This window comes from Leeuwenhoekiella palythoae, from assembly GCF_900130045.1.
Lineage (GTDB): Bacteria > Bacteroidota > Bacteroidia > Flavobacteriales > Flavobacteriaceae > Leeuwenhoekiella > Leeuwenhoekiella palythoae.
The window spans coordinates 301,910-316,355 of record NZ_FQXT01000003.1 but is presented as its reverse complement, the minus strand read 5'-3'; the positions used below and the strand labels follow the sequence as shown (position 1 = coordinate 316,355).

Sequence of the window (14,446 nt, the reverse complement as noted above, 5' to 3'; positions counted from 1 at the left end):
GAGTTTTGTTGTATCTGTCTGTTTTTTACGTGTGATGTTACGGTTATGATAGATTCAAAACATCTTTCATGCTGTACACGCCGGTTTTGTCTTTAAGCCATTCTGCTGCGATGATTGCACCTAAAGCAAATCCGTTTCGATTATGTGCTCTATGTTCAATGGTGATTTCATCTACTTGACTTCCGTAATTGATGATGTGTGTTCCAGGAACTTCACCTTCACGCTCTGCTTTGATTGATATCTTATCATTTTCTTCAGCATCAAGAACCCAATCTGTTTTATCAGAGTGTTCTAAAATACCTTCAGCAAGAGTTATAGCGGTTCCGCTAGGAGCATCCAACTTGTGAATATGGTGCACTTCGGTCATCGAAACATTATAGTCTTTAAGACCCTGCATCATTTTAGCAAGCTGTTTATTAAGTTCAAAAAAGATATTTACGCCTACGCTAAAATTTGAAGCGTAAATAAAACCACCGTTATTCTTCTTGCAAAGTGCGACCATTTCATCATAATGATCGAGCCAGCCGGTAGTCCCGGAAACCACAGGCACATTAGCATTCAGGCACGCCGAAATGTTTGCAACGGCAGCCGTTGGTACACTAAAATCAATGGCAACTTCGGCACCATTAAAATCATAATCATCATTGGCATCAATGGTTTTTACGATCTCGTGACCACGTTCTTGTGCAAGTTTTTCAATGGTTTTTCCCATACGGCCGTAGCCAAGAAGGGCAATCTTCATAATCTAAAATGTATAAGTTATACGCATCCCAAAAGTGTTTGAGAAATCAAATTCGTTGCGTTCCATAAAAGGGGCAAAGCTCAGCCGATCTTCAACCTCATACTGAGAGAGATGAGCGTCAACATTGGCTTCTAAGATCTGTAATACATAAAGACCTGCGGAAATTAAAATCGCAAGTTCTTTATTTCTTCGGTAAAAATCCTGAGCGCGCAGCAGCTGATCTTCGGTAAATAATTCGGTGGTATTGCCATCTTCATCTACGATCGTAAATTCATCAATTCTACCGGCAATACGGTCTTTGTACGCGCTTCGATACTGCTTAAAAAGGTCGTGATTATACACTGCAATACCTACACCTGTACCTAAAGCTCCATAAACAATAGGAATCTTCCAGTAATCTTTATTGTAGGCTTGACCCAAACCGGGCAGAACAGCAGCATAAAATGCGGCCTTGGCCGGTTTTAATGCGTCGTATTCTTGAAACGCGGCGTCTATTTCTTCAGCTTCGATCTGAGGTTCTTCTTCAGGAGTTTCCTGACTGAAACTGAAACTGAAAATCAGTAGGGCGGCAAGAATTATAAGTTTATTCGGCACCAGATATTAATTTTTTTAATCGCTTGAAATCTTCTTCTGAAGAAAACGAAATAATTAGTTTTCCATTGCCTTTTGAAGCTACTTTAATATCTACTTTAGCCCCAAAGTAAGAAGCAAACTCTTTTTTCCCTTCCTGAATAAATTCAGGCACTTTGGTTTTTATTGGAGTAGCTTTACCAGATTTTTTTCCTTCTTTATAATTCTTTACAAGCGCTTCTGTTGCTCTAACTGATAAAGAATCCTGAATAATTTTTTCGTAAATATCGAGTTGGTCTGAAGTATTCTCGATATTGATCAACGCACGCCCGTGACCCATAGAAAGAAAACCGTCACGCATACCGGTCTGAATGATTGGGTCTAATTTCAATAAACGCAAATAGTTAGCGATTGTAGATCTGTTTTTACCTACACGCTCACTCATTTGCTCTTGAGTGAGGTTTATTTCTTCAATTAATCGCTCATAAGAAAGTGCGATCTCAATAGGATCAAGATCTTCTCGTTGAATATTTTCAACAAGCGCCATCTCAAGAGATTCTTGATCATTGGCGATACGTATGTATGCAGGGACAGTCTCAAGACCAACTAATTTTGAAGCTCTAAAACGGCGTTCTCCAGAAACCAGTTGATATTTACCAAACTCAATTTTACGTACGGTAATGGGTTGAATAACACCAAGTTCCCTAATAGAGCTTGCTAACTCTTTTAAAGCATCTTCATTAAAACTGCTTCTAGGCTGAAACGGGTTAACTTCAATATTAGCGAGTTCGAGCTCTACAATATTACCAACAACTTTATCAGCGCCCTTGTCTCCGGCAGCTTTAATATCATTTTCCGGATCTTTCAAAAGTGCTGAAAGTCCTCTTCCCAAAGCTTGTTTTTTAACTGCCTTAGCCATAGTTATGCATCATTTTTTGTGATTATCTCCTGAGCTAAACTTAAGTAATTTGCTGCTCCTTTACTGCCGGCATCATAATTAATAATGCTTTCCCCATAACTAGGAGCTTCGCTCAGGCGTACATTTCGTTGGATGATCGTATCAAATACCATCTCATCAAAATGCTTTTGTACCTCTTCAACCACTTGATTAGATAGGCGTAGTCGGGAATCAAACATAGTCAGTAAAAGGCCCTCAATATCTAAAGATGAATTGTGTATTTTTTGAACACTCTTAATCGTGTTCAAAAGTTTACCCAACCCTTCTAATGCAAAATATTCACACTGAATAGGAATGATCACAGAATCTGAAGCAGTAAGTGCGTTTAGCGTTAAGAGCCCTAAAGACGGTGCACAGTCGATCAAAATATAATCGTAGGTGTCTTTAAGATGTCTAATAGCGCGGGCTAGCATATACTCTCGCTGATCCATATCAACCAATTCGATCTCGATTGCCACCAAATCAATATGCGCCGGAATCAAATCTAGATTAGGAGATTCGGTTTTCATAATGGTTTCTTCAGCCTTACTAGAATGTTCCAGCAGCTGGTAGGTACCCATTTCTATCGTCTCAACATCTATACCCAATCCTGAGGTAGCATTGGCTTGCGGATCTGCATCAATTAAGAGTACTTTTTTTTCAAGCACGCCCAGTGAGGCTGCGAGATTTACAGAGGTCGTAGTTTTACCTACTCCACCTTTTTGATTAGCAATAGCTATTATTTTGCCCATAGATTATATTGAGGTATTGTTGTGCGAAAATACGATTTATAACCCGCAATAAAAATGCTTTTTGTTAACAGGTTTCAATTGGTTTAGTACAAAACTCATGAAAACATTGGTCAAAAAGGTAAAACCTTGCCATTCTTTTAATTACTGCAAAAGCGCTTTAATAGGATTAAAAATCCTCTGATTTTATCACCACTTCAATAGTACCAAGATGCCTGGCGGCAGTTGAATGATTTTTGGTTTGGTCTCTCTCTTTTTATTAAGGACGAAAACTCTTAAGACTTGTTGCGCTTGGCTATAACCATAGCTTCCAATTGATCCCATAATTCTTCAGGAATATCTTGTAGTAGGTTGAATTGCCCTGCACCTTCTAACCATTCACCACCGTCAATAGTAATGACTTCACCATTTACATAGGCCGAAAAATCAGAAACCAGATAAGCTGCCAGATTAGCCAATTCTTGATGATCGCCCACGCGTCTCAGAGGTACTTTTTTTGAAAGATCAAATTTCTCTGCAAGATCTCCGGGAAGTAAGCGGTCCCAAGCACCTCTAGTAGGGAAGGGGCCCGGTGCGATCGCATTTGATCGAATGCCATATTTTGCCCATTCTACAGCGAGCGAACGCGTCATCGCCAAAACACCGGCCTTTGCTGTTGCGCTTGGCACTACATAAGCAGAGCCCGTCCAGGCATAGGTAGTGACGATATTCAAGATGGTTTTGTTTTCTTCTTTTTTGTCAATCCAATGTTTTCCAAAAGCCAACGTGCAGTTTTTACTTCCTTTTAAAACAATATCAATAACCACGTCAAAAGCATTTGCCGAAAGTCTTTCGGTAGGAGAAATGAAGTTCCCTGCGGCATTATTCAAAAGGACATCAATACTCCCAAAACGGTCTAAGACCGCATCACGCATCGCAACGACTTGCTCATAATCACGTACATCGCATTGCACCGGAAAACAAGTGCCGCCGGTTTCTGATTCTAAGGCTTCAGCGGTAGTTTGCAGCTTTTCTAGATTTCGTGAAGTTATAGCAACCTGAGCGCCTAACTCCAGAAAGTATTTGGTCATTGCCTTGCCTAAGCCACTTCCGCCACCGGTTACTACAATAGTTTTTCCTTTCAGCGCATCGTCGCGCAGCATTTTATTTTTAAAATTCATAGCATTTATGATTTAAGCGTGTTAGTCTTCAAAAGTTTTTAGGAGAATTTCTAAGATCGAAATCGCCGCTTCACTTATTTTTGATCCGGGCCCGAAGACAGCAACTGCACCTGATTGAAATAGGAACTCATAGTCTTTACGCGGAATTACACCTCCTACAATTACCATGATATCTTCACGATTTAATTGCTGCAACTCTTTGATTACTTGCGGCACGAGAGTTTTATGTCCGCCGGCTAATGAGGAAACGCCTAAAATATGCACATCGTTTTCTACGGCTTGTTTGGCGACTTCTTTAGGGGTTTGAAACAGCGGAGCGATATCTACATCAAAACCTACGTCAGCATAGCTTGTGGCAACGACTTTAGCCCCGCGGTCGTGGCCGTCCTGTCCCATTTTTGCGATCATTATACGCGGGCGACGCCCTTCTAAAACGGCAAACTCATCAGCTAACTGTTGGGCTTTTTTAAAAGCTTCATCGTTTTTTATCTCTTTGCTATACACTCCACTAAATGATTTGGTCTGTGCCTTGTAGCGCCCAAAAACGGCTTCAAGTGCAGCAGAAATTTCTCCCAAAGTTGCTCGTTTTCTCGCAGCCTCTACAGCTAAAGTTAATAAATTACCCTGTTCTGATTTTGCACAATCGGTTAGTGCTTGGAGTGCTTGAGTTACCGCTTTTGTATCTCTTGAACTCTTAACACTTGCGAGGCGTTGCAGCTGGTTTTCTTTTACAGCTGCATTATCAACTTCTAGGGTTATAAGTTCATCTTCTTGATCTAGTGCAAACTTATTGACACCTATGATCACGTCTTTTTCGCTATCAATTCGGGCTTGTTTACGGGCAGCGGCTTCTTCTATTCGAAGCTTCGGAATCCCTTTTTCTATGGCTTTGGTCATTCCGCCAAGGGCTTCAACTTCTTGAATGAGATCCCAAGCTTTGTGCGCAATTTTTTCCGTTAATTCTTCAACATAATAGCTTCCCGCCCAAGGATCAACTGTTCTGGTAATCGCTGTCTCTTTTTGAAGATAAAGCTGGGTATTTCGTGCGATACGTGCCGAAAAATCGGTTGGTAAAGCAATAGCTTCGTCTAGAGCATTGGTGTGTAAACTCTGAGTTCCGCCAAAAACTGCTGCTGCTGCCTCAATGGTGGTTCGCGCCACGTTGTTAAACGGATCTTGTTCAGTTAAAGACCAACCACTAGTTTGGCAATGCGTTCTTAATGAAAGGGATTTTGGATTTTTAGGGTTGAATTGCTTTACGATCTTCGCCCAAAGCATTCGCGCTGCCCGCATTTTTGCGATCTCCTCAAAATGCTGCATTCCTATTCCCCAAAAGAAGGAGAGGCGCGGAGCAAAATCATCGATTTTTAAACCGGCGTCAATTCCGGTTCTAATGTATTCCAGTCCGTCTGCCAGGGTGTACGCCAATTCAATTTCAGGAGTAGCACCGGCTTCTTGCATATGATATCCAGAAATGGAGATGCTGTTGAACTTGGGCATATTTGCTGAAGTGTACTTAAATATATCAGAAATGATGCGCATTGACGGTGCAGGAGGGTAGACGTACGTATTTCTTACCATAAACTCCTTAAGAATGTCATTCTGAATGGTGCCCTGAAGTTGTTCAGTAGAGACGCCTTGTTCTTCAGCTGCCACGATATAAAAAGCCAAAATAGGAAGCACCGCACCGTTCATCGTCATCGAAACACTCATTTTATCAAGCGGAATCTGATCAAAAAGCAACTTCATATCTTCAACGGTATCGATGGCAACACCGGCTTTCCCCACATCACCTTCTACGCGCTCGTGATCGCTGTCATAACCACGATGTGTTGCCAGATCAAAAGCTACAGAAAGCCCTTTTTGACCGGCTTTCAAATTGCGGCGGTAAAATGCGTTGCTTTCTTCAGCTGTTGAAAAACCCGCATACTGTCTGATCGTCCAGGGTTTGCGCACATACATGGTACTATAAGGTCCTCGCAAATATGGTGGAATTCCAGCGGCGAAATCAAGGTGTTCCGGAGCTTTATGTTCAGGGCGTATATTCTTAACAGATTCGGCTTTGAACGTATGGCTGATGCTTAGATGTTGAAGGTTTTTTCTACTCATCTTTTAATCTTTTTTGTTCCAACTGTTCGGCAAGTCGTTTGGGAATAATGGGCTCGAGTAAGGTTTTACGCAGATTGATCTTTACAAATGGATAAAGTTCAAGCTCATCGTTCATTTTATCGGCGCTGTTGACATAAGCGTTTGTGCCTACTAAAATCTTTTGCTGATCATCAAAAGCCTTTTGCTCTTTAGCGGCAGCTTCTTTGATCTTCTTCTGAATTTTACCTTCTATTAGTTGGGTTACAAATCCGCCGCCGGCTTCGATCTCTTTAAAAAGTACTAGAGCTTTTTCGGCAAATTGTTTTGTAAGATTTTCTACGTAGTAGGTTCCATCAGCCGGATTGGTGGTATTGTCAAAATGACTTTCGTTCTTAAGAATCAAAAGTTGATTGCGTGCAATACGCTGACCAAAATCATTGGTTTTATGATAAACAGCATCATAAGCGGTATTGCAAATAGCATTTGCACCACCAAGAATGCCGCTCATAACTTCTGTGGTGGTGCGCAGTAAGTTTGTGTTGTAATCGTAAAGCGTTTTATTGCGCTTGCCGGGAATAGCCAGAATATGACAATTTTCTTGGAGTCCGTATTCCCGTGCTAAGGTTGCAACAAGAAGGCGTAAGGCACGCAGTTTAGCAATCTCAAAAAAGTAATTACTGCTTAACGCAACTTTAAACGTAACCTTCTGATTTTTTAATGTTTCACCAAAATGATTAAAGTATTCGTTTAAGTGTGAAAGTACGTAAGCAAGCTCTTGAATAACTGTGGCTCCGGCATTGTGATAGAGGCTTACATCTACACCTATAACGTTATCGTTTTTGCCGTTTAAAAAAAGCTTTTCCAGAGCTTGATGATCTTTTTTTTGGGAAGCATACCAGTTTCCGGAACGGGCAAGATTGCCAAAAATATCCAGATTAAGATACACGGTAAATCCTTTTGCAGCAGCTTGATCTATCAAGGTTTCACAAAATGAAACGTCTAAAAAGCTAAAATTAAAATAGAGTACTAATGACTCCTGAGGCAAATGCTCTAAAAGCTGGGCACTATCAAACGTATTGTCGGCTTTAAAATAAATTGCTTCTGCGCCTTTAGTTAAAGCACGGCTAGCTGTAGCAGCAGCGGTTTGAGGCTTGAGGATAAAAATTTCTTCAACACAAGACCAGTTTTCCGGTTGCCCTGGAATAGGTAATACTTGTGTTTCTTCCCGGTGATAAAAGGGTTTTACCGAAATGCCTTCAGGAGCATTCCAGACTAAAGTTTCATTATATTCTGCTCCATCCAGATCATATTGAATCTTTTGCTTAAATGCTTTGGCTGAGACCGGAGGAAATTCAGAAAAAAGGGGTTTACTCATCGTCTTTAGTTTTTAGGCTATCTTCATACTCAATGATGAATAACTCTTCGTTTTCTTTTTTCATATAATATTCTTCACGAGCAAAACGCTCCAATTCTTCAGAGTCTTTTAATTTATTGATTTGATCACGATCTGATTTTATTTCTTGTTTAAAGTAGGCGCGGTTACCCTCAAGTTTATCGATCTCGTCATTAAGTTCTTTGTGAATAAACCACGAGTTAGTATCAAAAAATACCATCCAGATCGTAAAGATCACAAGAATGAGCACGTATTTATTTCCCAAAATACGAAACCACCTTTTTTGACGAAGCTTTTTTAACAAAGACAAATCAGCACAGATTTAATTAAACCAAACGTTGATTGATAATACTACGAACGATATCTATCGCAACGTTGTTGTAGCGGTTATAAGGTATGATAATATCTGCATATTCTTTAGTAGGTTCAATAAATTGTTGATGCATCGGTTTTAACGTGGTCTGATATCTGGTTAACACTTCATCAAGATCACGACCGCGCTCGGCGATATCGCGCTTTAGTCGGCGAATAAGACGCTCATCAGAATCTGCGTGTACAAATATTTTGATGTCAAAGAGTTGGCGTATTTCAGGATGGGTAAGAATTAAAATACCTTCAACGATGACCACCTTCCGCGGATGCGTGATCACTTTATCGCTCGTGCGGTTGTGTTTCACAAAAGAATACACAGGCTGCTCAATGGTTTCTCCCTTTTTTAGTTGCTCTAGATGCTTACAAAGCAATTCAAAATCAATTGATTTAGGATGATCAAAATTGATCTTAATGCGCTCATCGTAAGATAAATGTGAGTTGTCGCGGTAGTACGAATCCTGAGAAATAACCGTCACTTCTCCCTCGGGAAGTTCTTGTACAATTTGATTTACAACAGTGGTTTTACCGCTTCCGGTACCCCCGGCGATTCCTATGATAAGCATACGTTTAAATTTGTCGCAAAAATAGGAAACTTACTTGATAAATGCGGCCACATAAACCCTCAATAGGCGTTAGTAGCAAGTTTCAGTATACTAGTAATTTAGTTTCGAAATCTATCGTTCGAACTGAGTATTTATTATGAATACAACAGAATCCTGATGGAAAACTGCAGTGGCTTACCTCAAAATCAAATGCTGTTATAACTTGACAAAATTATACTTAATGCGGAAGTTTGTGTTTGATCAAACCGTAAACAAAAGTGCCGAGTAAAGCCCCTAGAATAACGATCATAATTGAAACATAACCCGCACCTGTAAGCACATACATAGGTCCCGGGCAAGCGCCTGCCAATGCCCATCCTAAGCCAAACAGCACCCCACCAATGGCGTAGCGAGCAACACTTTTATCTTTAGGTTTTAACCGCATTTCTTGACCGCCAAGCGCTTTTAGGTTGAATTTCTTTATAATCTGAACACCGATTACGCCCAAAACCAGCGCCGAACCAATGATACCATACATATGAAAAGCACCAAACTCAAACATTTCAAAAATGCGAAACCAAGACGCGGCTTCAGATTTATACATTAATATTCCGAAGAAGGTGCCTATGAGGAGATAAACGATTGTTTTCATTATGCAAATATTAAGGGGAAAATAAGATGGATCATTATTAAACCACCGGCAAAGAAACCAATGACTGCAATAAGTGATGGTAATTGTAAATTGCTCAATCCAGAGATAGCGTGGCCTGACGTGCAGCCGCCGGCATAACGCGCACCAAAACCCACCAGAAATCCACCGATGATTAGTATTAATAGAATTTTAGGATCGCTTAAATTTTCTAAACTGAAAAGTTCTGAAGGAAGATATTCGTTTCCAGCGCTCTGTATTCCATAAGATTGAAGTTTAGCAACTACATCTTCGGCGATAGTCACCGTATTATCTGACAGATACTGAGAAGCAATAAAACCGCCCAGAAAAGCACCTAACATCACGGTCAAATTCCAGCGTTCTTCTTTCCAATTAAATTTAAAAAAGTCTGATTTTCTACCCGCTCCTGCAGCTGAGCAGAGTGTACGCAGATTAGAAGACATTCCAAATTGCTTTCCTACAAAGAGTAAAATAAACATGGTTAGGGCAATAAGCGGACCTGATACATACCAAGGCCAAGGATCGTAAATCCAATTCATATACTAGGGAATTTTAAGATATTTTATTAAATCTAGAGTCGTACAAAGAACTCTAAACTTGCGCTGGCGGTACGTAACAAGAGTTACATTGGTTACTATAAATAAGAAATGTCCTTACCTAAGTGAAGACATTTCTTGAAATATTTGAAACCTATTAATTTTGAGAAATTAAACTCATTGCAAATCCACCACCCGAAGCCATCGCGATGTCAAGCGAAGTGGTACTATCTATTTGAAGTGTTTCAATAGCATAATCCTGCGGATTGTTTTCCCAATCAGCTTCCGGGCCATCTTTATAGAGTTTGGCCTCATAGGTTTTACCCGCTTCCAGAAAATCAAAATCTATTGTAAAATCACGTTGATTTTCGTCAGTGATTCCGCCTATGAACCAATTGTTAGTTTCTCGTTCTTGTCTTGCGATCACCACAAAATCCCCAACTTCACCATCAAGCACTTTAGACTGTTGCCAATCTACACCTACATCTGATATAAACTGAAATGCCGGATGCACTTTACCGTTTACCATATAATGCTCCGGAAGATCGCAGGCCATCTGAATCGGACTATAAATCACCACGTATAATCCAAGCTGATGCGCCAAAGTGGTGTTTACCCGATTCTCTTTTTTATAATCGTCAAATTTGATATTGAATACACCAGGTGTAAAATCAATTGGTCCGGAAAGCATTCGTGTAAAAGCGACCGTTGGTAAGTGTGCCGGCGGATTGCCACCATCTGAGGCCCAAGCATTGAACTCTTGACCACGTAAACCTTCACGAGCTATGGCGTTAGGATACGTTCTGCGTTTTCCTGTAGCTTTAATAGGTTCGTGCGCATTGACTGCAATTTTCTTTTTTGCTGTTTCGTCTAAAACTTTTTGATAATGTTTTACCATCCACTGCCCGTGATGATATTCTCCTTTAGGAATAATTTTTCCTACATAACCTGTTTTTACCGAATTGATTCCGTTAGCTTTCATAAAATCATAAGCGGCATCCATTTGTTTCACGTAGGTTAGGGGAGCAGCAGAGGTCTCGTGATGCATAATGACTTCGACACCTTTATCTTTTGCATAAGCCATTACCTCGTCGAAATCATAATCAGGATAGGGCGTGATAAAATCAAAAACGCCTTCCCGGTCGTCTGTATTGATCCATTTGTCCCAACCGGTATTCCATCCTTCTACAAGCAATCCTTTAATACCGTTTTCAGAAGCAAAATCAATATATTTTTTTGCATTTGCTGTAGTAGCGCCGTGTTGAGAAGAGCCTTTTTCGCCCACCGTAAAGGTGTTCATATCCTGAGTGCCTTCCATATCCCAGGTAGATTTGCCAATGTGCATTTCCCACCAGATCCCAACATATTTCATTGGAGTAAAGTAGTCAACATCTCCTAACTCATTAGGATCGTTTAGGTTTAAGATCATTTTTGATTCAATCAGATCACCGGCTCTATCAGCTATCTGGATCGTACGCCAAGGAGTATTGAAGGGTGCTTTAATTTGAGCTTTCCCTCCCAGGCGTTCAGAGCCTACGAGTTCGCTTATCATTTTATGTTGTGACGGATTTACCTTTAAAGTCATCCCGGCATAATCTGTAAGATCAGCTTCGTGAAAACTCAAATACAAACCGTCTGCTGTTTTCATCGTGACCGGTGTATTTACTGCATTTTCTGGAATATAACTCGCATTAAGATCAGGGTTATTTGCTTTAGCAAGAGCATCAATCTCAGAAAATTTTGTTTCGCTATAGAGATGCTCATAAATATCCCAATCTCCCGGAATCCACCACGTTTTATGATCACCGGTCAGGTTAAAATCCGTGTTTTCATCAGCAATGATAAACTCATTAAGATTTTCTTGTTCAGGGAACTCATACCTAAAGCCAATACCGTCATTATATGCTTTAAAGTGAATGTTGAGTTTTCGTTTATTTTCAGAAGTTTCCTGTAAATAAATGATCAGCTCGTTATAGTGATTACGCACTTCTAATTGTTCTCCCCAAGGCATTTGCCAAGTTTCGTCAGCAGTGCTCGTTTCAGTCTTAATAATCTCGAAATCTTCCGAAAGCGCGTCAAGATCTTTAAGGTCAAAACCCATTGCAGAGGTGTCTACCACCACAACACCATCGTGAGCGATCGTATAAGTAGGTTTGCCTGCTTCAGTGAGGCTGAAAGTAACTGTGTTCTTTTCATCAGGTGAAGAAAGACTGTAATTTTCTTTAGATTTTTGTTCTTCACAGGAGCTCATAAAAAGCATGGCAAAGATTACGAAAGTGTAACTTAGTTTGTGCATAGTATTATGTTCAAAAGCTATTATCAAGTAAAATTTTTTGGTTAAAAACCGAACAAGCAGTTTTCAATCGAATGCGAAAAAGCTGAAAAAAGATAAGTTATTTTAGTGATTTACTAAAATATGGGAATACACTATGCCTGAATAGCAATAAGGTTTCTATACAACTAGCTATTCGCTGATTGTAATAAGAATACGTTTATAGCGTGTAAGCGCAGGCGTTCCTGAATCTTTTACTTCGCAGATTATGTGAAGTGTATCGCCTATTTCAACGTCGTATGGAATTTTAAAAATAAACTTTGATGTTTTTGAACCGGTAATCGTTTTACCAGAATAAGTATCGGCCTCGTTATAGTGCCACCAGGTGAAATGAAGTTGATCACCATCTGGGTCTATGCTTTGAGAAGCGTCGAATTTAAGTGTTGCTCCAGCCTTAGTCCTTACTGATAGCGCTGATTTTTTTAGTTTAACGATGGGATGATGGTTAGCAGCGTCAAAGGGTTTGACACACCAATCTGCCCGAGCAGCAAAATCGTTTTGAACTTCAGGTAGCCACCGCCAAGTAGATTTAAAATATTGGGTACGGGTTCTTATAGCCTCTGGAGAAGTTCTATTTTCCATAAGTTTTGACCAACTATTTTCAAAACCCCACTGTTTTTTAGGTCTGGTAAATGATGAGTCTGGTAGGGGATCCATCCAAACGTTATTTCTAACCTTGATATAGCGCCCTCCCCAGCCGCCGTAATCCGGAGACTCCATACTGCGCAGGCCATTTAGTATCGTATGTAAAAATGCCGGGGTATCGCCTTCAGCATTGAAGGCACCTTGATTATTTTCGTAAGCATTACATAAAGCACCGTGTCCCTCAATAATATTAGTAGTCATCCAATATTTTTTAAAGTAAGTTTGAATAGTTTTAGGCAACACTTTTGGCCATATATAGGCAATACAATCAAATTGATCAGAAATTATAGTGGTGATATTCAAGTGTTCCCAATGCGGCCTTATATACTCTTGATAGGATTGATCCTGCTCCCAAATCATGAATAAACGTAGTTTACGAGCAACATACTTCATCTTTTCAGGATGGTCTTCTTCAATGATTTTTAAGGCTCTAGCAATGGTATTCGTTCCTCCCCAAGCTTGCACCCAAATTGGTCGATGATCATTAGTATCTAAAAGAGTTTCTGCGATAAACTTTACGCCTTCGGTTCGTTTTTGAAATTCCCCGATTTCAGTGATGTTACCAACTTTCCATATGCTTTGTAAATAGTCAGGATGCGGAAAAAGGGTATCGTGAGTTTGTAGATTGGGGTAAACTTGAGCATACAAGTCTATATATTCTTTAACCCAAGTTACGGGGTGAAAGGCATTCCACCCTTGACCACCTTCCCAATGAAATTGCGAACTAGAATTTACAATACCTTCAACCTCAAATTCATTAGAAGTGAGCAAAAAGCGCACCATTGAAGCACGGTCATCAGCTTCGCCGTCTGTAGTCACAAGTACACGTGGTCGATCAACAGTTTGAGCTATTGATGTATTTACTACTGATAGTAGCAGTATAATGATGAATGAATAGTAAAACTTAACCATGATTAATATTCTCTAAATCGATTGAAATATACAGAATAAAAATCTAAAGTGTATTTTTTACAATTATTAAAAGAGTCCGTATTTATTAGGGCTATCTTTTTCGATGATTTGGCCCAAATCCCACAATTCTACAATTCTATTGTTTTCAAATCTAGATATATGCACCACTGCAATCTGCATAGTTTGCTTTGAGACCAGACTGTGCGTGATTACCGTATTACCATCAGCATATACCTTTTTAATTTCGAAATCAAGGTTAGGATTGGTTTTGTGATCTTCTTTCATCGCTTGCATCAATGCATCACGAGAGCCTTCAAAATACTGATTGTGATGCATAAAATCTTCGGCAACATATTTCTTGAAAGCTAAGTCAATATTGCCAAATGCGACCTCTTTTAAAAAGGTTGATGCAATGGTTTTATATTCTTCCATAGGAGTATTATTTTCTGAGAATTCTTTCCATCGTTTTTCCTTTAGCGAGTTCGTCAATCAATTTATCCAGATAACGTACTTTTTTCATCAGAGGATCTTCAATATTCTCAATGCGATGACCACAAATAACTCCGGTAATCTTGGAAACATTAGGATTGAGCTGAGGCGCTTCTTCAAAAAAGGTTTCAAAATTTGTTTTTTCAGCTAGTATGCGATTTAAGGCGGTCTGATCATAACCGGTTAACCAAATGATAATTTGATCAACCTCTTCTTTGGTGCGGCCTTTTTTTTCGGCTTTTGTGATGTAATGCGGATAAACACCCGAAAAGGCCATTGTATAAATGCGATGTTTTGCCATATTGAAGT

Annotated in this window: 15 protein-coding genes; all 15 read right to left on the bottom strand. The window is 39.8% G+C overall.

The window, feature by feature from the left end; genetic code table 11:
* Positions 1-43 precede the first annotated feature (43 nt).
* Complete coding sequence (gene dapB, locus BUA96_RS08605; RefSeq protein WP_072982277.1) at positions 44-742, bottom strand: 4-hydroxy-tetrahydrodipicolinate reductase; 699 nt, start codon at positions 740-742, stop codon at positions 44-46.
* 3 nt (positions 743-745) lie between these two features.
* Positions 746-1,336: a DUF5683 domain-containing protein gene (locus BUA96_RS08600; protein WP_072982275.1), complete on the bottom strand. Its 591-nt coding sequence runs from the start codon at positions 1,334-1,336 to the stop codon at positions 746-748.
* Positions 1,326-2,231: a ParB/RepB/Spo0J family partition protein gene (locus BUA96_RS08595; RefSeq protein WP_072982273.1), complete on the bottom strand. Its 906-nt coding sequence runs from the start codon at positions 2,229-2,231 to the stop codon at positions 1,326-1,328. The genes BUA96_RS08600 and BUA96_RS08595 overlap by 11 nt, the downstream gene beginning before the upstream one ends.
* A 2-nt stretch (positions 2,232-2,233) precedes the next feature.
* Positions 2,234-3,001 (bottom strand): ParA family protein, encoded by a 768-nt coding sequence (locus BUA96_RS08590; protein ID WP_072982271.1) that lies wholly within the window; start codon positions 2,999-3,001, stop codon positions 2,234-2,236.
* Between the two features lie 272 nt (positions 3,002-3,273).
* The gene (locus BUA96_RS08585; protein WP_072982269.1) at positions 3,274-4,158 is read right to left on the bottom strand and encodes an SDR family oxidoreductase; all 885 of its coding nucleotides are present in this window, start codon (positions 4,156-4,158) and stop codon (positions 3,274-3,276) included.
* Positions 4,159-4,179: 21 nt separating this feature from the next.
* Positions 4,180-6,267 carry a methylmalonyl-CoA mutase gene (scpA, locus tag BUA96_RS08580; protein ID WP_072982267.1) on the bottom strand — a complete coding sequence of 696 codons (2,088 nt, stop codon included), beginning with the start codon at positions 6,265-6,267 and terminating at the stop codon, positions 4,180-4,182.
* The gene (locus BUA96_RS08575; RefSeq protein WP_072982265.1) at positions 6,260-7,621 is read right to left on the bottom strand and encodes a methylmalonyl-CoA mutase subunit beta; all 1,362 of its coding nucleotides are present in this window, start codon (positions 7,619-7,621) and stop codon (positions 6,260-6,262) included. The genes scpA and BUA96_RS08575 overlap by 8 nt, the downstream gene beginning before the upstream one ends.
* Positions 7,614-7,904: an FtsB family cell division protein gene (locus tag BUA96_RS08570; protein WP_072982858.1), complete on the bottom strand. Its 291-nt coding sequence runs from the start codon at positions 7,902-7,904 to the stop codon at positions 7,614-7,616. Before BUA96_RS08570 ends, BUA96_RS08575 begins: the two co-directional genes overlap by 8 nt.
* Positions 7,905-7,965: 61 nt before the next feature.
* Positions 7,966-8,574: a uridine kinase gene (udk, locus tag BUA96_RS08565; protein WP_072982263.1), complete on the bottom strand. Its 609-nt coding sequence runs from the start codon at positions 8,572-8,574 to the stop codon at positions 7,966-7,968.
* Positions 8,575-8,791: 217 nt separating this feature from the next.
* A complete protein-coding gene (locus tag BUA96_RS08560) occupies positions 8,792-9,205 on the bottom strand; it encodes a DUF6691 family protein (RefSeq protein ID WP_072982261.1) in 414 nt (137 codons plus the stop codon).
* On the bottom strand, positions 9,205-9,762 hold the full coding sequence (locus BUA96_RS08555; protein ID WP_072982259.1) for a YeeE/YedE family protein: 558 nt from the start codon (positions 9,760-9,762) through the stop codon (positions 9,205-9,207). The genes BUA96_RS08560 and BUA96_RS08555 overlap by 1 nt, the downstream gene beginning before the upstream one ends.
* Positions 9,763-9,916: 154 nt before the next feature.
* Positions 9,917-12,055, bottom strand: coding sequence for a glycoside hydrolase family 97 protein (locus BUA96_RS08550; RefSeq protein ID WP_072982257.1), 2,139 nt, complete (start codon positions 12,053-12,055; stop codon positions 9,917-9,919).
* Positions 12,056-12,223: 168 nt separating this feature from the next.
* On the bottom strand, positions 12,224-13,648 hold the full coding sequence (locus BUA96_RS08545) for a DUF1593 domain-containing protein (RefSeq protein ID WP_084673105.1): 1,425 nt from the start codon (positions 13,646-13,648) through the stop codon (positions 12,224-12,226).
* A gap of 66 nt (positions 13,649-13,714) precedes the next feature.
* Complete coding sequence (locus BUA96_RS08540; protein ID WP_072982255.1) at positions 13,715-14,080, bottom strand: nuclear transport factor 2 family protein; 366 nt, start codon at positions 14,078-14,080, stop codon at positions 13,715-13,717.
* A 7-nt stretch (positions 14,081-14,087) separates the two neighbouring features.
* Positions 14,088-14,438 carry a DUF2200 domain-containing protein gene (locus BUA96_RS08535; RefSeq protein WP_072982254.1) on the bottom strand — a complete coding sequence of 117 codons (351 nt, stop codon included), beginning with the start codon at positions 14,436-14,438 and terminating at the stop codon, positions 14,088-14,090.
* Positions 14,439-14,446 lie beyond the last annotated feature (8 nt).